The following is a 25,216-nucleotide window of genomic DNA, read 5'->3' on the forward strand; positions in this document are numbered from 1 at the left end:
AAGAATGTGACTATGGAAAAAGTATACTCAGTACATTGTATTCAGCATGTACCATATGAAGGAGCAGGATATATAGAGAAATGGGCTAAAGATAAAGGATACACATTCTCTGTCTCTAATATATATGAAGAAGGTATGCAGCTCCCTCTTGTCTCCGATTTTGAGATGCTTATAGTTATGGGAGGTCCGATGGGTGCTTATGAGGAGGATGTATATCCATGGCTGAAAAGGGAAAAAAAGTTTGTACAGGAAGCAATTGCACTTGGAAAGATAGTAGTTGGAATTTGCCTTGGTTCTCAAATTATAGCAAATGTACTGGGTGCAAGCGTATACCCTCATAAAGAGAAAGAGATAGGCTGGTTGCCCATTTCTTTTGCTAATAAAGCAGCCCAAAGTTTATTTGGAAGCAAGGATATATCGCCAATAGTATTCCAATGGCATGGGGATACTTTCGACTTACCGCATGGAGCAAATTTATTAGCATCGAGCGAAATATGTGCCAATCAGGCTTTTCTCTATAAAGAAACAGTAGTTGGTTTACAGTTCCATCTTGAAGTAACAGAAAAGAGTTGTACAGATATTTTGGATAATAGTCAGGAAAATATTATCGAGGGAAAGTCTGCTCAATCCAGAGAATTTATCAGAGCAAATACCCATAATATACCAGAATGTAATCGAATGATAACAAATTTGCTAAATAAATTGACAGGCATATAATGACACAAACAGGACAACAGACCAGCACTACTGCCTTATTGTTTATTATATGTCTTGGAGCATCTCTTGTTCCATTTATGGGCTCGGCTCTTAATCTGGCATTGCCTTATATAAATGAAGATTTATCTTTAGATGCTGTTACATCGGGATGGATACCTACTTCGTATATGTTGTCTACGGCTATACTGCAAATACCTTGTGCCCGGATTGCAGATATGATAGGGCGGCGAAAAGTGTTTATTTTGGGGGTAATAATTCTCACTATATTTTCTGTTTTAAGTGGCCTTGCAACTTCGGGTGCAAGCCTGATCGTTTACCGTTTCCTCTCAGGAATAGGGAGTGCTATGATGTTTAGTACAAGTACGGCAATATTAACATCTTCTGTTGCACCCGAAAAGAGAGGGATGGCTTTAGGGACAATTGCTGCTACTGTATATTTTGCATTGGCTGCAGGGCCTTTTCTTGGAGGAATACTTACTCAGTATTTTGACTGGCATAGTATTTTCTTCGTTTCGGCTGCGCTAAGCCTTACTGTTGCTGTTGGTGGATGTTTTTTGATAAAAGAGGACTGGAAAGAAGACGTTGAAAGTAAATTTGATCTTTGGGGCTCTATACTTTTTGCTATTGGACTTTCGGCTTTGATCTTTGGCTTCTCAGAACTACCCCATATTTTAGGGATAATATCAATCGGGATAGGTGTTGTTGTTCTTTTGTTCTTTACTTTCTATGAGAAGAAGCAAGAGTTTCCTGTATTTAATATCCTCGTATTTCTCGAGAACAGGGTGTTTCGTTTATCATCTCTTTCTGCTCTTATAAATTATTCAGCAACCTTTGCCATCTCTTTTATGTTAAGCTTATACCTGCAATATGTGAGAGGTTTGTCGCCACGTGATGCAGGACTTATTTTGATAATTCAGTCGATTGTGCAAGCTATAGTCTCTCTTAAGTCGGGGAGGTTGTCAGATAAGGTCTCGCCTACATTGTTGGCTACTTTGGGTATGAGTATTATAGCTTTAGGTTTAGTCGGACTATGCTTTATATCAGAAACTACCAGTTATTACTTTCTTGGAGGTATTTTGTTTCTTTTAGGACTGGGATTCGGTATTTTTTCATCGCCAAATACTAATATTATAATGAGCTCTGTCGAGAAAAAGCATTATGGATTGGCTTCTGCTACAATGGGAACAATGAGGCTTACCGGTCAGGCTTTTAGTATGGGGATAGCAATAATGGCAATATCTATTATGATAGGTAACGTGCAACTTTCGCCTGCTATCCATGCAGAATTGATAATAAGTATGCGTATAACATTTATTATATGTCTGATACTCTCTGTTTTCGGTATATACGCATCATCGGTAAGAAATAATAAGAGGAAATAAGCCAGCGATTAATGAAGAAGCTATTTAAGAAAATTAAGACAGAGTACAATACTGTAAACCCAAAACAAAAGTCGGGAGCATTGGAACTACTCAAGTATATTGGACCCGGCTTATTGGTAACAGTCGGATTTATAGACCCGGGAAACTGGGCTTCTAACTTTGCTGCCGGATCTGAGTTTGGATATGCATTGTTGTGGGTTGTTACCTTGTCTACAGTTATGCTTATAATATTGCAACACAATGTGGCGCATCTGGGAATTGTTACAGGATTATGCCTTTCCGAAGCAGCTAATAAATATCTTTCGAACAGGAGTTCCCGTGTAATACTATGGTCGGCAATAGGAGCCTCTATTTCAACGTCTTTGGCTGAGATCCTTGGAGGAGCTATAGCTTTACAAATGCTATTTGATATCCCGATAAAAATTGGAGCTATATTGGTTACTGTGTTTGTATTTATTATGATGTTTTCTAATTCGTACAGAAAAATTGAACGATACATTATAGCCTTTGTTTCTCTGATAGGGTTGTCTTTTATATATGAATTGTTTCTTGTAGATATAGAATGGGGTGAAGCTGCCCGGGCATGGGTTGTTCCATCTGTACCGGAAGGAAGTATGCTTATAATAATGAGTGTGCTGGGTGCGGTTGTAATGCCACACAACTTGTTTTTACATTCTGAGGTTATACAAAGTCGGCAGTGGAATCTGGAGGATGAAGAGGTAATGGAGAAACAGTTGAAATATGAGTTCTTCGATACCTTTCTTTCTATGTTGATTGGTTGGGCTATAAATAGCGCCATGATTCTTCTTGCTGCTTCTACGTTCTTTAAGCAAGGCATAGTTGTGGATGATTTGCAACAAGCCCATTCATTACTCGAGCCATTACTCGGGGGTAATGCAGTTATTATTTTTGCTGTAGCCTTGTTGTTTGCAGGTATTTCTTCTTCTATGACTTCGGGTATTGCTGCCGGATCTATTTTTGCAGGAATGTATAATGAACCCTATAACATTAAAGATATACACTCCCGCATGGGGGTACTCATCTCTTTAGGTGTTGCCCTTTTGATTATATTCATGATTGGAGATCCTTTCAAAGGACTCATCATATCGCAGGCTATCCTTAGTATTCAATTGCCGGTTACAGTTTTTCTACAAGTAAAGCTAACATCCTCCAAAGAGGTCATGGGCAAGTATGCAAATGCTGTGTCAACCAAGCTGTTGCTTTATGGGATTGCCTCTATAGTGACCCTTCTCAATATCTTATTACTTCTCAGTTTTTTTATTGACATTAAGCTATAAAAACAAAGTGTAATGAATAATTTTCATTACACTTTGGAAGGAAAATTTATTTCACTTGAGTTTCCGATATCTCATCCAATTTTTCTTTGGCCTTGTTGACACCGTATTCTGCTCTTTCTTTCAGATATTCTACTTGATTTTTACTTACATCTACTGCATTTTTGAGATCTCTTTTTGCTTTAGTGGCAAATTTATTTGCACTATCGCATATGCCATCCAATTTGCCATCCTGATATAGTCTATACAAAACATAGCCCGCTGCAAGTCCTACGGCAGCTCCAATTAAAACCTTTTTCATAATCTATACTATTTTAAGTTGTGTTTATTCCTTTTTTCTAAATAATGATATTATCCATAACAAAACGACTGCTCCGATTGTCGACATAACTAAATTTCCTATTATGCTATTGATGCTTAATCCGAGCAAAGAGAATATCCATCCTCCTAATACTCCACCAATAACTCCGACTATGAGGTTTAATATAAGACCAAACCCACTACCTTTCATTATTTTGCCAGCAATAAAACCTGCTGCTATACCAATTATAATAGACCAAATAATACCCATAATTGTTTTGTTTTATCGTTTATATTTACAGGATATAGACATCCATCTGTTAATAATAGAACATATAATCGGTAAAAAAGGTTTTATGTAAAATGTAAAAATAGAAAAGTTAAGTAGGTTGAGGATAGACCTGAAACCTTTTGTATGCGTTGTTCTGTATTGCTTTTACTTTTTTATATAAGTCTGAAGGTCTTTTACATATTTGTCGAAAGCATTAATTCCTTTTTTCGTTATTTTGCAAACTGTTTTAGGCCTTTTGCCGTCTATAAACTTATTGACTTCGATATATTGAGCCTCGTTTAACTTTTCAATCTGTACACTCAAGTTACCTGCTGTAGCCCCTGTCTTTTCTCGGATAAAAACAAAATCGGCCTCCTCGACTGATAATAATATAGAAATTATTGCCAACCGCAACTGCGAATGTAATAGAGGGTCTAAGTCTTTAAACATTTTCTTTTGCTTTACGATTGAGTACATGCCCAGGTATTGCCAGCCCGAGAATCATACAGATTGCCAATATTATAAATTGAGTACCAGCCTGAGGAAATATAAAGAATGAAGCCAGACAAACTAAAGCTCCGCACCAAAAAATGATCGCTGCATAGTAAAATAGTTTGTGACGGCAAGCTGTTGCTGTTACATATTGCGCTAGTCCGAGTATAGCTAGTATAACCGGAGTAATGATCCATGTTTGCGTATAGGAATGTGTGAGAAAGCATGAAGTGAAAACAATAATCAAAAAAATTATAACTGAAATAGCAAAACCGTCCCATACACTGCTTATGATTTTGTCTATGTGAGTTTTTACTATCGAGCTCTTGTCATTTCTATTATTCATTATTCTAGAAACAATACCTACCAATACCATTGCCCACCATATGTTGAACGAATAATATGGTTTCTCCAATGTGTATAGAAGAACAAAATTGGCAATAGCCACTATAGCTGTTGCATAGCCCCATAGTATCATAGAATCGGCAGATCCTTTTTGTACATTGTTTCTTGCCTGACTGATCATTTCATTAATCAATCTGAGACTATCTTGCTCAGTAAAATTCTTTTCCATAATAACTTGTTTTTCGGATTTGAGTTAATCCGGTCTCTGTATTACAGCAGAGACCGAACAAAAATAGTGTTATTTAAGTAAAGGTGTATGATGAAGTTTATTTTTCTGTTATAAAATTGAAGTTGTTATCTATATGTATATGTTTTATAGCTAGTAAATCCCCATCTATATCATATATATGAACCAAATGTTCGGCTTTAGTCGACCATGCTGATGTTTTTTCATTCCATTTGGTGTAGACTATATTTGTTAATTTCCCATTATTGTATTCATATTCATACTTTTGGATGCCAATCCATTCTGAATACTCATTTGTGCGATAAAGAATTTTATTCTGTAGAAGTCTTTCCGAATTGTAATTATAAACTGTTTTTCTATCAGATCGAGAGACTTGTTCATCCACAATCGTAAATTCTTTTATATGTCCGTTATTCCTAAAGCAAGAGCTGGTACCAACTTGATCTTTATTAAATTGAGCTTTTATAGAAGAAGGCATGCATAGAATTATTAAAAGCAAAACTAAAAATATTTTTTTCATAACTATATTTTATCTGTTTTTAAGATTAATTTTAACTAAAACCTGACAAAGTTGTACTCTTTTTATTCGTTTTTTTTATTTGTCATTTTTCTACTCTTTTGTCAGAAGTATTCTGTTCATAGATAAAGTTTTATGAGATACAGGAATGCTAGTTTTTGCCTTTTTCCTTGTTGTTTGCAGAAACTAATTTTATAGTCACTTTTGTATTATCGGCTACAGGAAATTTACATTCATCAAAGACAGGAACCCGTCGTATGATTGCAGGGTCTACATTATTACTGAATCCATATTTTTCGGTAGGTATACCGTATTCTCCTAAATCGAGTTTTCCATTATTATTTTCATCAAAAAATATAGCGACAGCATAATCTCCTGCAGTAATATTTTCGAAAGATACATTTGTTGTCTCTCCGGTGGTATCTACTATTTTGCCTGTTGCTTTGTTGCTTAAAAAAGTAGATTTGGAATCAAATAATGCAACATACAGTTTTCCTGCCTTGTTTTCAATTCCTGCTATATCTATTGATACTGTATTCTGAGCCTTAAGATTGAATAGTATTGTGGCTAGTAAAAATAAAATTGTAATAAGCTTTTTCATAATCGGTTTTGTTATTAGTTTATTAATTATTCTACACTCTTAAATCATGATCGTTTTGCAAATATAAAGTAGTTTATATTATAAACAAAATTATTTTATAAAATAATTTATGCTAAGTTTGGTTGGCTGTTTAATAGATTGATTATTTTTTTATATATTTACTTGAAAATAAATATAAAGCGTGATATTATGGATGAGCTTAAAACAGTGAAAACAGCCAATTTCGAAGCCGATCTGGCAATAGCGAAATCTTATCTGATTGATAATGGCATAGAATGTGTAATAAGTGGAGAATATCTGACTATTGCTATGGGGGGAATAGATGCTGTGCGTTTGCAAGTAATGTCAGAAAATTACCAAAGAGCAATCGAATTATTGAAGAAGGGTGGCTTTTTAGATAGCAATGACTAGAAACCTGTCACTTCGAAAACTAAATGAGAGATAATCTAAAATAATAATATAGATAATCTCTCATTTAAGTATATGTATAAGTAGCTATTCAGTTTCTCATCATTCCTTTATATTCCGGATCGTAATTCTGTATCCACCATCTGTACATCCATACCGCAGTGATACAATATACTCCGGCTTGTATCCATAGAGCGATATATTCGAACCAAACGTCGGGTAGGGTAGCCCCCATTGTATTTATTTTGATAAAGCCATGTATTCCGGGAGTAGATGGTATAATATAAGCTATTGATTGTATAGGAGCCGGAATGGCTGTCCATGGCCATGAGATACCTGATATAAAGATAAACAGGACGCTAGTGAAAACAAATAATAACATACCGAATTCACGTTGAGAACAAAAATAGGATATTGTCATTGCAAAAAAAGTAGAAGCCAACAGAAACGGCATAAGAAAAGCCGCAATAGTGAGTGGGTCTCCTATTTGTGGAAACTTGAATAAATAAGGCACTACCCGAAGAACCCATACGGATATTATCATGTATAATGAAGCATAGCAAAAAGCTTTTCCTATAGTAAGCTTTAATGCTCCTACATTTTTTCCCTGAGCAGTGTGAGATGCTACCGTAAATCGTTTTTTATCGTTATGAGTTCCTACTATAGTAGCTATACCGAGTATAAGGGTCTGCTGTATAATCAGTATTAGAATAGCAGGTACAAGGAAACTGGCAAATCCATTTTGTGTATTGTACATTGTCACCCACTGGTTTTCGACAGTTTGTCGTGTAGTGGCATCCTGTTCCTGGCTGCCTCCTCCGGTTTCGGCCACACGAATATCGGCACCCATGTCTAAAGAAACCTCTGTGGCACTCAATAGTAGAGCTTTGTAAAATAATAGGCTGCTCATGTCCGAATATACACTAACCTGTGTTTGTTGTTGAGTATTGATTCTTTCACTAAAGTCGCGAGGTATATATATTATTCCATAAGCTTCTTTTCTTTTCAATGCTTCTTTTGCTTCTGCCATATCTGTAGCACATCCTACAATCTTAACATCGGCCGAACCATCTACTTTGCGCCTAAATTCACGAGACAAGGCAGAATTGGAATCATCTACCACAATTGCTTTCACATTGTGTACTGTCTCGTTATTGTATATAAAGCTATATAATACGGGATAAGCCAAAGGCACAATAAAGAAGAGCAGAACAACAGCCCCATCCTTAAAAACGAGCTTTAGCTCATTTATCCATACATAATATATATCTAGTAGCAATTTCTTCATAAAGTGATTGTTAAACTCTACATTTCATAAATATCAGCTTTCAGCATTTTCTTTATCGAGCCAAAGAAAAAGAATGCAACCAACACAAAACAAAGTAGGGCAGCGAACTGATACATAGAATATCCCACAGCGATACCATTCAGAGCCTGATCTACATAGATAAGAAAGAAATGCCTGAGTGGAAACAGGTTGCTTAAGGCATTAAGACTGCCATCCATAGCCAGAGCTGAGAAAGAGAATCCTGTGATAGAAAAAGATACCATACCTATAAGGCTGCCGATACTAAGAGATAGTCTGTAATTTCGGAATATACCTAACAATATAACTCCAAGTCCCTGAGCCGCCAATATGAGGCAGAAATAGTTGAAGAACATGGGTAAGAAGCCATTATGCAATGGAAATCTGTTATAAAAATATAATACAGACATAAACAATAGAGCTATCGACGTGTAGATAATAGTGTATGGCAACAACTTTCCTAGCATAACTTTCAGAATTGAGCCATTGCCCATCTCTAAAAGATGCCTTCCTGTATGAGATTTTACTTCGGCTCCAAAACTAGATACTGTAAACATTAGAATTACTAATTGTAAGATGCCGGGTAATATTACATTGTTGAGGTAAACAGAATAGTTGAGCCACGGATTACCAAGAGGATGAGCGTCTATTGTAATTGGTTGCAAAATGGGCATTATCTGATTTTCTGTGAATCCCTTGGCTTCTGCTGTTTGCAGACCTACAGCAGCGGATGCCAGTGTAGATATTGTTTTTAGATCCTGAAATAGTAAAGAACCTGATATAAGAAATGCGTTATTTGTATAGTAAATAAGTTTCGGACGATTTCCGGATATAGCGTCCTTTGTGAAATCTTTCGGAATGGTAAGAACTGCATATACCTGCATCCGTTCCATCTGATGACGCGCCTCGTTGAAAGACAAACTTTTGTATTGTATATTCGTTTTTTCGAATGCATCCAATTGCCTGATCAAAGACCGCGTAGTAGTCGTATTGTCCAAATCGACCACGGCGATAGGGATGCGAGATGGTAGCCCACTACTCATCATCCACATTAAGATAACTAAAGACAGCAGCGGAGCGGCAAATATACCCCAAATACAAATTTTAGATTTGGCTATTCGTCCCCATTCTCTCTTAAATATTGCTATTATCCCTGTGTCGGAATTCATTTAAACGTTCAAGTTAGGTTATTAAAAACCGATTATTTTTTTATTATAAGAGACATACCCGGTAATACGTCTTCTTTCGGATCTTTAAAGCGAGCTCTCACTTCAAAGGTCTTTCTATCGTATTGTCCTGTTGTCTTAGTGGCTTTCCATGCTGCATATGAGCCAAGATCTTTTACATAATACACCACCATTTCTACGTCCTTGTCCAATGCTGGAACATATACATTCAACGTTTTACCTATATCTTTATAGTCTTTCAGACGGTCTTCTCTGATATTAAAAGATCCCCATTTGTCATCTAAGGTTGCAATATTCATTATTGGTGCTCCTGATCCGACCAACTCTCCTACATTTGGAAATTTTTCAGAAACTTTTCCATCTATAGGCGATATAAGATAGCTTTCAGCGATATAAGATTCTACTTCAGCAACAGCTCCTTTGGCTCTGTCCAGTAGGGCTAATGCTGCCTCTTTGTCTTCTCGTTCAGCCCCATTTACAGCCATGTTGTATTGAGATTTAGCTGCTTTTTCGGTTGCTATTGCTGCATTTAGCTGAGCTTCTACCTCATCTCGTTTCTGTGCTGTAACAACTCCTTTATCGAAAAGATTCTGCACACGGGTAAATGATTTTTGAGCTATATCTACTCCTACTTTTGCTTTCTGCCACATTTCGAAAGCTCCCTGAATTTGCTCTGTTCTTGCTCCTTTTATAGCTTTTTTGTTTTGTGCAGCAGCACCTTGTTCTGCTGCGCTGGCCTGTGCCAGTTTAGCCTCTACATCGGGAATGCTGAGAATAGCCAAAGTGTCTCCCTGTTTGACGAAGCTGCCTTCATCTACAAGATACTTTGCAATGCGCCCCGGTACTTTACTTGATATACGTACTTCGGTAACATCAGCCTCTCCTTGTATTATATTATCTTCCTGATTGAGGAAGAAAAAACCATAAAGTCCGACTGCGATAATAACTGTGGAAAAGGCTAGGATTGGTATAAGCTTCGATCCTGATCTTTTATTTTCTGTGTCCATACGTTCTATGATGTATTTATTATTTTTAGTATTATAATTTGCGGCCCAAGGCTTTGTTTAAATATATTTTTGACAATACGATGTCTATCTGGGCATCAATAAAATCGGAATGTGCAGCCAGCCATGCTGTATGTGCAGCCATTACATCGGAAGCGGCAATAACTCCTTCCTCAAAACCGACGTTTGCATAACGCAAGTTTTCGTCTGCTTTTTCAACATTTTTGCGAGTCGATAGATATTTTTTATTGGCTTCATCGAGCTTATATGCTGATTGATTTATCTGAAGTGTGATTTTTTCCTTTGCATCGGCCAGTTCATATTGTTTGATTTTCGTTTCAGCTTTTGCTGAATTTAGTTTTGCCGAATTTGAAGCAAAGTTGAGCGGAACTTTTACTACAACACCGACATTCCACATGCCTCCGAATTTCTTTTCGAATCCGTCGAATAAATTAGGGTTTGTCCATATGTAATTAGCAGTAAGTGCTACATTTGGCATAAAGTCTGCTAATGCAATTTTTTCTTTCTTTGCGTATATTTTGCTAGCTAGCTCAAGACTCCTGATCTCTGATCTATTAGCTAACGCTTCGTCAATATTAGGTAAAGTTTCGCTTTCTGTCGGGGTTGCTATTTCATCTATGTTTTCATCTTTCAAAGTAATGGCATTGCTGATCTCCAAACCACAAATTTGGGATAATAGCATTTTTGCAAGGCTTAGTCCATTGTCTGCTTTGGTCAATGTCATTTCTGCTTCGTTCAATTTTACATTCACTGAGAGCCTGTCTGCTTTTGTTACAACGCCCTCTTGTTCCATAGCAGATATATCGGAATCCATTTTTTTCATAAGATCGACATAACCTTGAGCTAGTTTTTGTTTATTAGAAATGGAAACTACTTGCCAATAGGCATTGTCCACCTCGACAATCACATCAGCCATTTTAGTCTCTTTCATCGTTGCAGCTAATTCCTGAGCATAGCCTCGCAGATCATTATACGCAACTATTTTTCCTCCCATAAATATTGGTTGGGTAAGATTAAAGCCTCCTGCCCATACATTTTTGATATCTACAGTTCCCAAGTCAGTGAGTCCATCTTTTAGCTTATCCAATGGTATGGATGTAATTCCTTCTATAGGTATTGGGAGTGGAATGGATGATGGAATAGCCGCTATTGTGGAAGAGGATATCAGATGTAGATTTTTCTGATTGCGCATATATCCTCCCATAAACTGTATTTCGGGGAAGAATTTTGTTAATGCTTCCTTTTTATCGTAATATGCCATTCGTTCTTGCTCAGAAGCTATTTTGAGAGCCTTATTATTCTCTATTGCTAACTGTCGACACTGTTCAAGGCTTAAATGCTGTTGGGCTGTAGCTATTGTACTGCATGTAAAGGTTAATAAAAAGAATGCTGCAATGCTTTTTCTTATCATATTATTAAAGTACTAATTTTATACCGTTATTTAATTGTTTATGCAACTATATTGCAAAAGTATATACACTTTTTAAAAATACAAAATAGAAGTAATCATTTATAAAATATAAGAACTAATTTATAAATAATTTAACATTCTTGGTAAAAAAAGGTTCATAGGAACAGTCTCTTTCTGGATTTTACGTTTTTTGCATGGAGTGAAAATTTCTTTAAATGAAAGAAGTGCATTTCTTCCTTCGTTTAATGCCTTTTACTTTTCTCTATTCCTTTATACGGTAGGCAGGCTCATCCCTGTTATTTTACGGTATAGGTCGAGAGCATATACATCGGTCATTCCAGAAACAAAATCAAGGACTGCAAGTATTCTCTTATAAGTACTGTCTACATGTATTTCAAACTGCTCAGGTATCCGGCTAATAATAAGCTCTGAATATTTTGTTGTCGGGTGTTCTGTTACGGCTGTAATAAATGTTTCGAGTAGAAAACCAATGATTCGATGGCCTGCAAGCTCTATATCTACGACATCCTTAGTTTTATATATTTTAGAAATACTTATTTTAGTAGCATCTTTATTTGCCTGGTTGGGGAGGGGAGATACATGTTTTATTAGTGCACCCTCGAATTGGCCAAGCATAATAGTTTCTTCGTTATCTAAGAAGACCCTCGAACATTCATCCACTAACAGTCCAATGACACTAGATCTCAAGTATGCGATTTGTTCATTTGTGTCGCTGACTCTGTCCATCGTCCTTTTCATTTTCTGCTGTCTTTCTTCATCAAAGAAGTTCATAAACAGACTGATCGTTTGCTCGGTAGACAATAAGCCTAGCTTGTGAGCATCTTCTATGTCCATTATTTTGTAGCAGATGTCATCGGCCGCTTCTACAAGATATACCAGAGGATGTCGGACGAACTGGAGAGGATTCTCGCTAACACAAAGCATTCCCAACTCGTTTGCTATTCGCCTAAAATCATCTTCCTCCGATTGGAAAAATCCGAATTTCCCCTTCTGATTAGGTGCAGTGGAGGAGTATGGGTATTTAGCTATGGAAGCCAGCATAGAATAAGTCATTGCAAAGCCTCCTTTGCGCCTGCCGTTGAATTGGTGTATTAATAGCCGTATAGAATTGGCATTTCCCTCAAAGTTGATAAGGTCTTCCCAGCGTCCGCCTTCTTCCTTCACCTTTTGTTCCAGATACTTTCCTTTACCTTCTGAGAAAAAGCTGCTGATAGCAGTCTCTCCCGAGTGCCCGAAAGGAGGATTCCCTAAATCATGAGCTAGGCATCCTGCCGCTACAATGGAACTTATATCTTCAAAATCGGCAGAGGATTCAGAATATCTTTTTCGCAACTCTCTGCTTATTATTACTCCTAATGAGCGGCCGACACTAGATACTTCTATGCTGTGAGTGAGTCTATTATGTACAAATATACTTCCCGGAAGGGGGAATACCTGTGTCTTGTTTTGCAGACGGCGAAAAGGAGAGGAGAATATGAGACGGTCATAGTCTCTTTGAAAATCGGAACGGTCATGGTGTTTTTCATCATGATATTCTTCCATTCCAAAGCGTTTAGCCGAAAGTAATTTTTGCCAATTCATCATACTTTTTTATTTACAGGTTCAAAGATAAGTCTTTTATTTCGAAGCGGTTTCTTTGAGATATTAAACTCTTTGGCCTATAAGTGTTAAAAAGATATATAGCTGAATGGATAGATGTATATGGCGTATATAAAAGTTGTAAGCGATTCATTTCTTTTGAGTAACGGGTTTGTTATCTTCGTCGGCGTCATCAACTGGAATTATAGCCTCTACTTTCATTACATAGTTATTCGCCGGTCTATATTCTTTTAGCGTAATAGCTGGTTTTAGATTGTATTTTTCTTTAATCAAACCATTTAGATTCTTAAGAATAGTTTCGCCCGTATTCTTGCCAATGAAAGCATTTAATCCTAATTCTACTGTTTGTATATGATTATTCATATCATCTTCGTTTTCGAAGACTAAATAGGGGCACATATCTATTTGTATTTTCAATTCTTCTTCATTCCTAGGAGATCCTGCTAGTATATTTAGCATAAATAAATATTGTATTGCCCGTTCTTGGAGAAGGTATGCATAATTTTCTTTGACAAATGTTTGCATATCTCTATCTTTGACTTTTATTTTAGGAACACGTTTATATAACGGGTTGAAAGGAACTTTAATTTCTTGTTGAAAACGCAAGTATGTATCATAGAAGTCTAATATTGTACTGTTAGGATCTCCTATGAGTCTTTCTATATAAAGGTAAAAATAATTATGACTGAAACTGTTATTTGCTTCAAATTCGATAAGTATCTGTTCCAGTAACGCATAGAATCTACGTTCTGTGATGCGTGCTTCACTCTTCAAGTCAATCAGATGATTATATCTTAGAGTTAGAGATGTGTTATAGTATTTGGAGGTTGGAGATATTGCCCTAAAATAAAAGTCTGCTCCTAATTCGTTACTCCTTTGATAAAAGTCACTTTGCAATAGGTAATAACCATAGAAGAAGTTATATTCAGATTTGTATTTAGGGTTGTCTTCGATGTTTTTTAATAGTGCAGGGTAGTCATTAATCCCTTTTTTACCTTCTATATTATATTTGTTATCTAATTTTTGAATGGCTTCTTGAGCTAGCTTGTCTGTCCTTATAGTTTTTATCCCTTCATATGAAATTGGCATGCAAAATCCTATTATAGCCGATATGGAAACCTCGAACCATTTTCTCTTGTGAAAAAGAAATTTTGATCTCTTGTTGTTCGAAATAGATGCCTTGTTTAGAGAATTCTCAATGGGCTCTTTATTTTTCAAAGTCTCTTTGTTTGATGAAATATGATCTCGTTGCTTTGTTCTCATAATCTTAAATAAAAAGAGTAATTCATTATATCAAACCTCTTGCCTTAAATTCCAGATATTTATTTATAGAATTGATAGTGAGGTTCTCGGGTTTCGATAATATAGTATGAATGCCGTATCTGTTCAGTTCTTTCACAATCAGAAATTTGTCGTTCGATAATTTCTCGGCTATTCCTTTTCTGAAAGTTTCGTCAAGATTTGTGGGAGTAGAGTCCAGCACTTCGTTAAATTCAGAGTTGAGGAAGAAAGCAACGAGTACAAGATGATCTTTTGCCAAATGGCTCAGATACCTTAGCTGCCTTCTCATTCCGTTCACTGTCTCGAAATTAGTATATAAGATAACAAGACTTCGTTGAGTTATTTTCCGTCTTACTGTGACATATAGCCGTTCGTAGTCAGACTCTTTGAAGTCTGTTTTCTGAGCGTATAATGTTTCCAATATTTTATTTCGCTGACGTCGTTGCTTATCAGCAGGCAATATTTCGTCTATGTTTTTCGAAAAAGTTATAAGCCCAGCCTTATCTCCTTTGTTTAAGGCTGTACTGCAAACCATAAGAGAGGAATTGATCGCATAGTCCAACAAGGTCATTTCTTTGAAAGGCATTTTCATTGTGCGTCCCTTATCTATCAGACAATACACAGGTTGCGATTTTTCTTCCTGATAGGTGTTCACCATCAGTTGGTTCATACGTGCAGTAGCTTTATAGTTAATGGTGCGCGGATCGTCGCCTGCGGTATAATGCTTTATCTGGTCAAATTCTGTGGCATGTCCGATTCTTCTTATTTTTTTTATGCCATAGTCAGTCAGACGGTGCGATGCCGCGAGTAGTTCATACTTGTGCATCTCGATGAAAGACGGATATACAGCAACATCTTTGTTGGTGTCGAAAATATATCTACGGCTGATAAAGCCAAAAATACCCGAAGCATAGATATTTAATGCACCAAATTGATATTGTCCTCTTTCGGTTGGGCGCAAGTCGTAGTAAATAACCTCTGTGCTATTTATAGACAGATTCATATCGAAATTAAGATCCCGTTTCTGAAACTGAAAAGGAACTTCTTCTATTACCCTTATTCTAACGTTGTATGGATATCGGTTTGTAATAGAAATGGAAATTGTATTTATATCTCCGTTAGATAGCCTGTCGGGGCATGTTCGGGAGGCAACGATACCTTTCTTTTGTCGGTATGCAGTGAGAATATCCAAGAGGAAAGATGCTACAATCACTCCGAATATAACTTGCATTATGAAGAAAAATTCTTCGAAGATAAAGGATGCGAAGAACCCCAGCACACATAAAATAAGTGCGATGAAAAAACGGTTTGTAAGATATAAGCTTCTAAAAAACCGCATTATCGGGGAACTTCCGCTTTGTCTATTAGCTGGCATATAATTGTGTCGGTAGATGTACCGTCCATTTCTTTTTCCGGTGTTAATAAAACCCTATGACGTAGCACAGGTACAGCTATTTCTTTTATATCATCAGGAGTGATAAAGTCTCGCCCTCTTATAGCGGCAAGAGCTTTAGAGGCATTCAATATAGCCAATGAAGCGCGTGGTGAAGCTCCTAGTGTAATCCAAGGGCTCTGACGTGTAGCTGCTACAATTTGAGCTATATATTCGAGTAAATGTTGCTCTACCTGTACTTTTTCTACAGCACGGCGCAAATCATTTAATCTTTCGGCTGTAAGTATTGGTTTTATTCCTACTTCGGCTGAAAGTTCTCCTTTATGTTGTCTTTCCAGAATTGATATTTCTTCAGTAATACTTGGGTAATCTACAACTATTTTGAAAAGGAAACGGTCTAGCTGTGCCTCCGGTAGACGATATGTACCTTCCTGTTCGATAGGGTTCTGGGTTGCCATTACCAAAAAAGGATAACTCATCTTATAGGTAGTGCCATCGTTGGTTACCTGACGCTCTTCCATTACTTCAAATAGTGCAGCCTGAGTTTTTGCCGGCGAACGGTTTATTTCATCTATAAGAACTATATTGGAGAATATAGGGCCTTTCTTGAAATCGAACTTGCCTGTTCCGGGCATAAATACGCTCGTCCCTAATACGTCGGAAGGCATAAGGTCTGGAGTAAACTGTATGCGGCTAAAGCCTACATCTATAGTTTTAGCCAGTAATTTTGCCGATAAGGTTTTAGCCACACCGGGAACACCTTCTACCAGTACGTGACCGTTAGCAAGTATAGCAACTATCATTTGTTCTATCATCTGATGTTGCCCTACTATTACACGGCCTATTTCTTCTTTTATGTTTTGAACACTTTGGCTCAATTCGGAGAAATCTATTCTCGATTGGAATTCTAATTCTGACATAATATATTATGTTTTATTTGTTTTCACACTTCTGTAAAATTCTTCCAGCAGGCTGTTATATTTCAGAAAACTGTTTTCCGGTATGTAAGCAAGGGAAGCCATATCTTTATATAATTCGAATATTTGTATCAGTTTCTCTTTTTCTATGTTAGTTTTTGCACTTAAAATATTGATGAAATCCTTATCTATATTTTCTGTTTGCAGATAATAGTTTTTTCTGATGAAATCGAGAAAGTACGCATGTCGTTTTTCTACGATAGTGTTAAAGTCTTTATGTCTGTGATATAAGTTGCTTATGGTATCGAGAAACTCGAGAGATGAATTTATCGGCGGATTTATTACGGGTATTACGCGTTGTGTTCTCTTCGATCTGAACAGCATGAATAACAATAATCCACCAAGTATAATATATAGTGCAATTCGTAGAGGAGGATTGGTCAACATCATTCTAAAATCGCTACCTTCTCCTATTGCTCCTTGTTTTTGGTACTCGTCCCATATTATAAGGCTGTTTTCGGGCAGATAGGATAATGAACGGAATCCAAAATCATATTTGTTTGTTTGCAACATATTTATATTTGCAAAAGCTGTAGGAAGAGTATGCAAATATATATGCCCTTTTCCGTATGTTACTTCTACAAATACAGTGTCGTTTTTATTGTTTGTTGCTAATGTCCTCACAGGGAATAAGCAACTGTCGGTGTTCAGTTTAGTCTGATTGTTGATACTTCCAAAACGATATTCTTTTTTTGCAAAATCGTTGAGTGTAAAGATGGAATCGGAAGAGAAATAATTCCTATCCATACTTATCCGCAATGTGTCCATCAGCTTGTTGTCGAATCTTTCGGCAGAGATGAATATGTTATTACCTAAGCCTACAAAATCCAACATATATTCTAAGTCCAGCTTTTCGAGGACGAAGGATGTATTGATGAAAATATAAGAAGTAGTGTCTTGTATGTTTTCTATCTGGTGATACCAATCGGTTGGGTTTACGGATGGCATATGTACTATTGTATCGCTGTCGGGCATTTCGATTGTATCGGAAACTATAGATTCTTCGTATTCATCATCATAATCTTCCGACTCGTAGAGGCTGTCATCGTAAGTATAGCCTTCTTCGGGATAAGAAATATACTTTGCCAAATCATCTTTCAGATTATTGTATATCGGTACACGTGTGGTGCGTATATTTTTCTTGTCGAAAATATCATCCAACAAATGATATGTTATATATGTACCATATGGCGACGTTTTTGTATTAATGAAACTAGGTGTCCAATCGACAGCTTCGGGCGATTGGGTTTTAGCATATGATAATCCTAAAAGTAAGAGGACGATCAATGCTATTAATGCCATCATCTTCTTATCTTTCATTACCTATCATTTGATTAAATTCATTCATTCGGGTATATACCTCCGAAAACTTATTGTCGTCCAGGGTAAATTCTCCATACCATATATAGTCAAATATAAGAGTAGCTTCCAAAAACTTAGAGCGTAGGGAGATGTTGTTTATTTCGTGCTGGTAGCTATAGTTTGTTTTGTTTGCTTTCCAGTCTATAATCTCTTTGTCGGATAGTTGCTTCAGGTTTTTAAGATAAAGGAATCGTACAGCCAAGCGGTAATCTTTGTTCTTCATAGCATTTGCTATCAATGTTTCAAAATCCATAGCATGTACATTCTCTGTGTATATATCTATTTCGGGTGTATCTATTTTTTTCTTTCTGAAGATTGTCTTATAGTCCACACCTAACAGTTTCAGCACAATTAGACATATGATTATTACAAATATTATAACTACCGCAATGCCCGGAAAGCCGGACTTAATTACAGCCGAAGCTATATCATTGAATAAATCGAAGAACCAATATTTAAATTTATTCCAAAGGGATGGACTTCTCTCTACTCTTTGATAACTGAATTTGCTGTCTTTTTGGTATTCTAGTATCTTTTCCTTTTCGGGAACTCTAAAAATTACAGGAGTTTGTGGTACCGATAGTTGGATGGCACTGCTCTCAGAGAGAGTTGATATAGTATCACTATGCCCGAATAGAGGAGTAGTTACGAAAGTTAAGAGTATTACCATAATACTCCCTACTAATATTTTATATAGTTTCTCTGATTTCAATCTGTTACTCTTTTATTTAATAACGAGGCTTGTCATCTCCATTCTCATAAGTTCCTATGTTTTCTATCTCCGAATCCATGTCTGTACCATCAAGTTTTGCTACATGACTGTAATACAATATTCCCATTGCCATGTATAATAACGGATAGAGAAGAAATGAGCCCAAGCTGCTGATAAGGGTAGCTACATACATGTAGATGTCGCTTTTTAGAAATTCTATATCTAGCGTTGGCCCCAAAATTGCTATGTAGCTTGGTATTGAAAATATCATACTTACAATAAAGAAAAGAATACCGAATATAAGACCAAATCCGAAAGTTACCCACCAATTATTTTTTACCAGATTGAAGCTTCGTTGGAAAGAGTCAATAATACCCAAGTCTTCATTTATATATGTATACATATAGAATCCTAGATATACATATATTATAATTCCCGGAATAATACAGAATATGGTGCCTATTCCCACTAATAGGCTAAATAATATGGAGCCTAAAAACAGAGGAATCATTACCTTTTTTACTCTATTCCAAATATCGGAACTCTTGACAATACCATCTGTAGATTTTGCATATGTGGCCATATATGTTATGGTATATAGTATTGTAAGATACATGGATATCCCGGTGATGAAATACGCAATAATGGCTCCTATTGGGAAGAGACTTTTGTACATGTCGATAGGGTTGTCATAAGCAGCCATACTGCTCATGGAAACGTTTTGTGTATTAGGTATTAGGTATATTGCAATAAGGAAAATCGGAATAAATATACATATAGGTTTTAGTATAGCACCGTAATTTTGCTTAATAAAAGTGAGTGCTAAATCGAAATTTTCACTAAAATCCCTCTCCGTAACGAGATTTATTCTCTTTTGCTCTTCCATCTGTTTTTTTATGTTTATTTGTCAATATTTATTTTTCATAGGAGCTTTCTTGCTCATAATTATAATTTCCAATATTTTCTATTTCCGATTCTATATCAGGGCCGTCAAGTTTTGCTCTGTGACTGTAATATAGCGTACCCATAGCCATGTATAATGCAGGATAGAGTAGTATGTATATACAAAACACGATAGTTATACATATATAAAAGACTATATCGTTAGCGAAAAATTCCACTTGCAACATACTGGCTATCATTCCGGCATACATAGGTAAGATAAATATAACACTGACCATGCCTATCAACATGGAGAATGCCATACCGAAACCTAGCGTCACCCAAAAGTTATTTTGTACTAAGGCAAAGCTTCGCTGAAAACTATCAATGATACTTAAGTCCTCATTAATGTATACATATATGTAGAATCCCAGATATACAGCTACAATCAGCCCTGGTATGATGCAGAATATATAACCAATACAGAATGCTATCCCAAACAAAAGAGATCCAAGCAATAGAGGTAATGCTACTTTAAATGTTTTTGACCAGACTTCTGATACAGTAACAGTGCCATTTTCGGATTTCTGATACAATGCCATATACGATATTGTATAAACGATTATCAGAAACATGACAATAAGTAATAATATATACGCACCAATTATACCCAATATGCTTATACCCTCGAAAGGGTTATCTTGGCTGAAGCTTCCATTATTACTATTATTGATGCCTCTTCCTAAATCATAGTATATATCGAACAAGTTCGGTACAAAAAATGCCGCAATCATTAATAATGGTATAAGATAGACAAGCCCTTTTAATACGGATGTATAGTTTTGCTTTATGAACTTAATGGATAGATCGAAGTTGCCCCCAAAGTCTCTGTCTGCTATTAGTTTAATTTTCTGTTGTGTTTCCATTTGTTTTTTTGTGTACTAAATAAGGGTAATAAAAAAAATACCATATAATAAATAATGCTGATAAGCCTATTATAGCCAAATTGAAATATATCGGCATTTCTGTCAGTCGGGTAAGATAACTTTCTATAAATGCGGCAACGATAAATACCGGGATCAACCCCACAACGACTTTTAGAGCATCTTTCCCTGTTTTGAACAAAGAGTATGTTCTCTTATACGTGCCGGGGAATAAAAGGCTGTTGCCCAGCATCATGCCTGCCCCTCCTGCTATTACAATGGCAGATATTTCGAGAGTTCCGTGTAGCCATATGGATATTGCCGAAGTAAATAACAGCCCTTTAGTGTAAAAGAAATACTGAAAAACGCCGAGCATTATACCATTCGAAAACAATACATATACTGTCCCTATAGAGCAGGTTATGCCTAGTATGAAAGCCAGAAAAGCTACTTTTATATTATTTGTTGCTATGCCGAAAAACATAAATTCTTTTGTCTCCATTTTGTACACAGCCATAGGGTCTCCTTTCTCTATATTTTCCATTGTTTGGTTTACATAGCCCGAGCCTAAAATCTGGTTGGCAAAAGCAGATTCCTGCTGTTGAGAAAAAATACCTAACAATACTCCTGCAAACATGAACAAGAAAGAATAGAGCATGTATTTCCGATAACGATACATAATAAGGGGTAATTCTTCTCTCCAAAAACGGAAAAAACGCCCTTTCTCTTTCTTCCTGTATTTATATATATTGATGAAATAGCGTCCTGTCAGCTGATTCAAATATCTTACAGTCTGAGATTTGGGATAGAAGGTGCGGGCATAAGACAGGTCGTCGGTAAGTTCAATGAAATTGTCCGCTAATGTTTCAGCCGGAATATGGGTAGCTTGGGTTTGGTTATCTATTTGTTGCCACTTCTCCCTGTTTTCCTTAATAAATGCGGCTTCTCTCATTAATTGATATAGTTTGTATTTTTATTATTTCCACAAATATAGCTCTTTAGGTAAAAAGAATGAAAAAATAGTCTTATAATCATTCAAAAAAATTAAATTTGTCAGTCATTCTTATTTAAAACTATGATAATTGAAGTTCAAACTACTCAAAATGTAACTATTGACTACGAAACCGCAGGGCTAGGGCAGCGAATATTGGCTTATCTTATCGACTATATAATTATTATTCTGTGGTTTTTTGGCTGGATATGGTTGTTCTCTTACATTGCGCCTATAGGATATGGTGCTGTCGAAGGTGGACAAGTATTGGCTATCTGTGTATGGATACTATTTTTCGGTCCCGTCCTTTTTTATGATTTTCTTTTCGAGACGTTCAATAATGGTCAGAGCCTAGGAAAAATGGTGATGAAAATAAGAGTAGTTAATATAGATGGTACAGCGCCGTCGACCGGATCATATCTAATGAGGTGGTTGTTTCGTTTAGTAGACTTTTCTCTTACTTATGGTTTTCTCGGTGTGATAATGGTTGCTGTAACAAAGAAAAATCAACGACTGGGGGATTTATTAGCCGGAACCACGGTTGTGGATCTAAAACTGAATGCCCGAAACAGACAATTATCAGTAGCTGATCTCGACTTTCACGATGATTATAAAGTTACTTATGCCGATGTGTTGGACAGATTGTCGGATCGTGATATTCAAACAGTGGTTTCTATAATGGAAGATCGTCGTATGAGTGAAAATGAATATTTTATTCAACGATTATCCGATAAGATAAAAATTATAACCGGATATAGTTATGATGGACCCGATAAGGTGTTTTTACGAAAGATAGTTAGCGATTATAATTATTTGGCAGTACAAGAATATTAAAAAAGAGGCGGAAGCCTCTTTTTTCTTTTCTATCTTGTTTTGCCTTTTGTTCCTCGTGAGCTTGTCGCTTTAGCTTTAGTATGTTCTATTTTAGGCTTGGTTACAGTCTGTTTACCTTCTGCCTTTTTTTCTGCTTGGCTAGCTTTTTTAGGTGCAGATGCCGGTTTAGCCTTTTTATCTTCCAGCCCTTGTATTGTATTCTCTAATCGTTCTATCTCGTCGGCCTGATTGTGTATTGTTGTCAACAGAGAATTAAGCTCTTCTGTGTCGATTGAACTTGGAAACTCTGAGTAAACTCTTTCTTTAAAGTCGCTTAAAACATTCATATAAGTAATGAATGCTTCGTATGGCGATGCATATGGGCTAAATGGCAACTCGTTTTTAGTTCCCATGTAGTAGAAGTGGTCGCTGGACTGAAGATAAACCCAGTCTTGAATAAGGCGTCTCGATTGGCTCAGTCTTACCCTGTCGGCTATTTCATATAATTTATTGAATGCTTCTTGCTGTAATGTGTTGCCCAGCCATGCTGACACATCTCTTTCTTCCCCGACCCATGATATGGGATGCATAGACGAAATCATGTCTATTGGTTTCAATGTTTCCAATATCTCGGTCGGAGTTGCAAAGCCAATATTCTTTTCTGCTGCAAAACGGGGCAGTGCTTTTATGAAGTCGAAAATTCCCGAGCTTTTTTTCTGGAAATTACCTAAGGCTTCATAGTTCATAAATAGATTTATGACCTGCTCTTCTTTTGGAGTAGCTGCTATCCAACTGATGAATTTGTCTGCTGTTAAAGGATAATCACTCCAGTCGTAGTTAGAAAAGCGGGTTGCTATGTCGTCACTGAATTTTGGGTTCCGCATCAGCATTTTTAGTTTTGGTTGTGCAGCAGACTGATATATGTAGTTTGGGCTTTTCCACCCCAACGTTCTTTTAGCTCCGGGTGCCAATATTCCGATAAATCCCATTTCATGCACCATGTTTGCTATGTCGTCAGAAAATATTAATTCGGTATTTCTGAATACTTTTGGTTTTAGACCGAATAGAGACTCTATTTTATCATCGTGTGTTTTTACCTGATTCTTAAACTCTTCGGGATCTATAAGAGAAGCTAGCGAATGTCCCTGAGTTTCAGACAGAAATTCTACACATCCCGTATCGGCCAATTCTCTAAAGCCGTCTATTACTTCCGGTGCATATATTTCCATTTGGTCAAGTGCTGCACCTGAAATAGAAAAAGCAATTTTAAACTTTCCTTTGTGTTCTTTTATCATCTCCAGCATCAGTCTGTTGGCTGGAATGAATGATACCTCTGCAACACGTTGAATAAAATCTTCGTTTGCAAAATCATCATAATAGTAATGGTCGCTTCCTATATTGAAGAATCTGTATCGTTTCAGCCTATGAGGCTGGTGTATCTGGAAATAAAAGCAAATATTTTTCATAATTATAATCGGTTGTATTATTTACTCAAACTATTGTATATATCTCTTACCTTTTGTCCTGCGTACTCCCATTTTATATTGTCCACTTCTGCTTTTCCCTCTTTGCTGAGAAACTCAGACATGGCATCGTAAGTACAAATGGAATAAATAGCATCGGCCATTGCTTCCACGTCCCAGTAATCGGTTTTGATAGCTTTGCTTAGTATTTCGGCACAGCCCGATTGCTTCGATATAATTGTTGGTATATTACATTGCATTGCCTCCAATGGAGATATTCCAAATGGTTCGGAAACTGATGGCATAACATATACATCGCTTCGTTTAAGCATTTCATAAACTTGCTTACCTTTGAGAAAGCCTGTAAAGTGGAATCGGTCAGAAATGCCTTTGCTGGCAGCCAGATTGATCATTTTTTCCATCATGTCACCACTCCCGGCCATCACAAAGCGTATGTGATTTGCTCTTTCGAGGACTCTGGCAGCAGCTTCAACGAAATATTCAGGGCCTTTTTGCATTGTTATTCTGCCAAGGAATGTAACTACTTTGTCTTTTGTCCCTTTTTCGGGATTTATAGCTACTATTTCAGGGCTTAGAGGTTCTACAGCATTGTGTACTGTTGTTACTTTTGCCGGATCCTGATGGTATTTTTCTATTACAGTTTGTCGGGTAAGGTTACTGACACATATAATATGATCTGCATAGTCCATTCCGTTCTTTTCCATCTGATATACTTGCGGGTTTACATTTCCCCGACTACGGTCAAAGTCGGTTGCATGAACATGTATTACCAATGGCTTACCCAGTATGTTTTTTGCATGTATGCCTGCCGGATATGTCAGCCAGTCGTGAGAGTGGATGATGTCATAATCGTGTGTACGAGCTATCACTCCTGCCACAATCGAATAGTTATTTATCTCTTCGAGCAGGTTGTCGGGGTATTTTCCTGAAAATTCGATACATCCTAAATCATTTGTATATAGATGTCTGAAATCTGCATAGATATGATCTCTCATGTTGTAATACTCCTGAGGATCCATATATTTAGAGAGCCTTTCACTCACATAGTCCCAGTTTACGTCTTTCCATACCACAGGCGTATTGCATGCTCCTATTATTTTAAGGAAGCTTTGATCTTCGTCACCCCACGGTTTTGGTATAACAAAAGTTATGTCCATATCGGGTTGTGTGGCCATACCTCTTGTCAGACCATAGCTGGCTGTGCCTAGTCCTCCCAGAATATGTGGAGGAAACTCCCATCCAAACATTAATGCCTTCATATATTATTGTTTTTT

26 protein-coding genes are annotated in these 25,216 nt (G+C 36.7%); 5 read left to right on the forward strand and 21 right to left on the reverse strand.

From position 1 onward, the window contains the following. Window positions 1–12 precede the first annotated feature (12 nt). From BGC7_RS16060 to BGC7_RS16070, 3 genes are read left to right on the forward strand one after another with little or no spacing between them, the layout of a single operon-like run. Window positions 13–717, forward strand: coding sequence for a type 1 glutamine amidotransferase (locus tag BGC7_RS16060; RefSeq protein WP_050702677.1), 705 nt, complete (start codon window positions 13–15; stop codon window positions 715–717). Next, window positions 717–2,099 carry an MFS transporter gene (locus tag BGC7_RS16065; RefSeq protein ID WP_050702620.1) on the forward strand — a complete coding sequence of 461 codons (1,383 nt, stop codon included), beginning with the start codon at window positions 717–719 and terminating at the stop codon, window positions 2,097–2,099. The genes BGC7_RS16060 and BGC7_RS16065 overlap by 1 nt, the downstream gene beginning before the upstream one ends. Window positions 2,100–2,110: 11 nt before the next feature. Continuing rightward, window positions 2,111–3,397 (forward strand): Nramp family divalent metal transporter, encoded by a 1,287-nt coding sequence (locus BGC7_RS16070; protein ID WP_050702621.1) that lies wholly within the window; start codon window positions 2,111–2,113, stop codon window positions 3,395–3,397. A gap of 46 nt (window positions 3,398–3,443) precedes the next feature. Here BGC7_RS16070 and BGC7_RS16075 read toward each other — a convergent pair whose 3' ends face one another. The 6 genes from BGC7_RS16075 to BGC7_RS16100 all read right to left on the reverse strand — a co-directional run bounded on the left by BGC7_RS16075 (window position 3,444) and on the right by BGC7_RS16100 (window position 6,167). Next, window positions 3,444–3,695 (reverse strand): hypothetical protein, encoded by a 252-nt coding sequence (locus BGC7_RS16075; protein WP_050702622.1) that lies wholly within the window; start codon window positions 3,693–3,695, stop codon window positions 3,444–3,446. Between the two features lie 24 nt (window positions 3,696–3,719). After that, window positions 3,720–3,965, reverse strand: coding sequence for a GlsB/YeaQ/YmgE family stress response membrane protein (locus tag BGC7_RS16080; RefSeq protein ID WP_050702623.1), 246 nt, complete (start codon window positions 3,963–3,965; stop codon window positions 3,720–3,722). A gap of 165 nt (window positions 3,966–4,130) precedes the next feature. Next, window positions 4,131–4,415, reverse strand: coding sequence for a winged helix-turn-helix domain-containing protein (locus BGC7_RS16085; RefSeq protein ID WP_050702678.1), 285 nt, complete (start codon window positions 4,413–4,415; stop codon window positions 4,131–4,133). Further along, window positions 4,408–5,031 carry an MFS transporter gene (locus tag BGC7_RS16090; protein WP_050702624.1) on the reverse strand — a complete coding sequence of 208 codons (624 nt, stop codon included), beginning with the start codon at window positions 5,029–5,031 and terminating at the stop codon, window positions 4,408–4,410. Before BGC7_RS16090 ends, BGC7_RS16085 begins: the two co-directional genes overlap by 8 nt. A 97-nt stretch (window positions 5,032–5,128) precedes the next feature. Further along, window positions 5,129–5,527 carry a hypothetical protein gene (locus BGC7_RS16095; protein WP_050702625.1) on the reverse strand — a complete coding sequence of 133 codons (399 nt, stop codon included), beginning with the start codon at window positions 5,525–5,527 and terminating at the stop codon, window positions 5,129–5,131. Between the two features lie 190 nt (window positions 5,528–5,717). Further along, on the reverse strand, window positions 5,718–6,167 hold the full coding sequence (locus BGC7_RS16100; protein ID WP_050702626.1) for a DUF2141 domain-containing protein: 450 nt from the start codon (window positions 6,165–6,167) through the stop codon (window positions 5,718–5,720). Between the two features lie 189 nt (window positions 6,168–6,356). On the opposite strand from BGC7_RS16100, the gene BGC7_RS16105 reads away from it, so the two are divergent. Next, on the forward strand, window positions 6,357–6,578 hold the full coding sequence (locus BGC7_RS16105; RefSeq protein ID WP_050702627.1) for a putative signal transducing protein: 222 nt from the start codon (window positions 6,357–6,359) through the stop codon (window positions 6,576–6,578). A gap of 88 nt (window positions 6,579–6,666) precedes the next feature. Here BGC7_RS16105 and BGC7_RS16110 read toward each other — a convergent pair whose 3' ends face one another. The 13 genes from BGC7_RS16110 to BGC7_RS16170 all read right to left on the reverse strand — a co-directional run bounded on the left by BGC7_RS16110 (window position 6,667) and on the right by BGC7_RS16170 (window position 21,606). Next, on the reverse strand, window positions 6,667–7,863 hold the full coding sequence (locus BGC7_RS16110) for an ABC transporter permease (protein WP_050702628.1): 1,197 nt from the start codon (window positions 7,861–7,863) through the stop codon (window positions 6,667–6,669). Between the two features lie 17 nt (window positions 7,864–7,880). Further along, entirely contained in the window at window positions 7,881–9,050 is a 1,170-nt protein-coding gene (locus tag BGC7_RS16115; RefSeq protein WP_050702629.1) for an ABC transporter permease, read from the reverse strand. Between the two features lie 32 nt (window positions 9,051–9,082). Next, entirely contained in the window at window positions 9,083–10,075 is a 993-nt protein-coding gene (locus BGC7_RS16120; protein ID WP_050702630.1) for an HlyD family secretion protein, read from the reverse strand. A 31-nt stretch (window positions 10,076–10,106) separates the two neighbouring features. Beyond that, window positions 10,107–11,504, reverse strand: a complete 1,398-nt coding sequence (locus BGC7_RS16125; RefSeq protein WP_050702631.1) for a TolC family protein — start codon at window positions 11,502–11,504, stop codon at window positions 10,107–10,109. Between the two features lie 270 nt (window positions 11,505–11,774). Next, complete coding sequence (locus BGC7_RS16130; RefSeq protein WP_050702679.1) at window positions 11,775–13,106, reverse strand: deoxyguanosinetriphosphate triphosphohydrolase; 1,332 nt, start codon at window positions 13,104–13,106, stop codon at window positions 11,775–11,777. A gap of 147 nt (window positions 13,107–13,253) precedes the next feature. Beyond that, entirely contained in the window at window positions 13,254–14,387 is a 1,134-nt protein-coding gene (locus tag BGC7_RS16135; RefSeq protein WP_050702632.1) for a hypothetical protein, read from the reverse strand. Between the two features lie 25 nt (window positions 14,388–14,412). Next, complete coding sequence (locus BGC7_RS16140; RefSeq protein ID WP_242034356.1) at window positions 14,413–15,636, reverse strand: DUF58 domain-containing protein; 1,224 nt, start codon at window positions 15,634–15,636, stop codon at window positions 14,413–14,415. Between the two features lie 107 nt (window positions 15,637–15,743). Beyond that, window positions 15,744–16,718, reverse strand: a complete 975-nt coding sequence (locus BGC7_RS16145; protein ID WP_050702634.1) for an AAA family ATPase — start codon at window positions 16,716–16,718, stop codon at window positions 15,744–15,746. A 6-nt stretch (window positions 16,719–16,724) separates the two neighbouring features. Beyond that, the gene (locus BGC7_RS16150; RefSeq protein ID WP_050702635.1) at window positions 16,725–18,095 is read right to left on the reverse strand and encodes a DUF4350 domain-containing protein; all 1,371 of its coding nucleotides are present in this window, start codon (window positions 18,093–18,095) and stop codon (window positions 16,725–16,727) included. Beyond that, the gene (locus BGC7_RS16155; RefSeq protein WP_050702636.1) at window positions 18,085–18,807 is read right to left on the reverse strand and encodes a hypothetical protein; all 723 of its coding nucleotides are present in this window, start codon (window positions 18,805–18,807) and stop codon (window positions 18,085–18,087) included. Before BGC7_RS16155 ends, BGC7_RS16150 begins: the two co-directional genes overlap by 11 nt. Window positions 18,808–18,865: 58 nt before the next feature. Next, the gene (locus BGC7_RS16160; protein WP_050702637.1) at window positions 18,866–19,735 is read right to left on the reverse strand and encodes a DUF7847 domain-containing protein; all 870 of its coding nucleotides are present in this window, start codon (window positions 19,733–19,735) and stop codon (window positions 18,866–18,868) included. Between the two features lie 28 nt (window positions 19,736–19,763). After that, window positions 19,764–20,657, reverse strand: coding sequence for a hypothetical protein (locus BGC7_RS16165; protein WP_050702638.1), 894 nt, complete (start codon window positions 20,655–20,657; stop codon window positions 19,764–19,766). Next, a complete protein-coding gene (locus BGC7_RS16170; RefSeq protein ID WP_050702639.1) occupies window positions 20,635–21,606 on the reverse strand; it encodes a stage II sporulation protein M in 972 nt (323 codons plus the stop codon). Before BGC7_RS16170 ends, BGC7_RS16165 begins: the two co-directional genes overlap by 23 nt. 123 nt (window positions 21,607–21,729) lie before the next feature. On the opposite strand from BGC7_RS16170, the gene BGC7_RS16175 reads away from it, so the two are divergent. Then, window positions 21,730–22,479, forward strand: coding sequence for an RDD family protein (locus BGC7_RS16175; RefSeq protein WP_050702640.1), 750 nt, complete (start codon window positions 21,730–21,732; stop codon window positions 22,477–22,479). 29 nt (window positions 22,480–22,508) lie between these two features. On the opposite strand, the gene BGC7_RS16180 is transcribed toward BGC7_RS16175, so the two are convergent. Together BGC7_RS16180 and BGC7_RS16185 are read right to left on the reverse strand one after the other, a co-directional pair. Beyond that, window positions 22,509–23,924 (reverse strand): glycoside hydrolase family 57 protein, encoded by a 1,416-nt coding sequence (locus BGC7_RS16180; RefSeq protein WP_050702641.1) that lies wholly within the window; start codon window positions 23,922–23,924, stop codon window positions 22,509–22,511. A 17-nt stretch (window positions 23,925–23,941) separates the two neighbouring features. Next, the gene (locus tag BGC7_RS16185; protein WP_050702642.1) at window positions 23,942–25,201 is read right to left on the reverse strand and encodes a glycosyltransferase family 4 protein; all 1,260 of its coding nucleotides are present in this window, start codon (window positions 25,199–25,201) and stop codon (window positions 23,942–23,944) included. Between the last annotated feature and the right edge of the window lie 15 nt (window positions 25,202–25,216).

It is taken from the genome of Dysgonomonas sp. BGC7 (assembly GCF_001261735.1).
Lineage (GTDB): Bacteria > Bacteroidota > Bacteroidia > Bacteroidales > Dysgonomonadaceae > Dysgonomonas.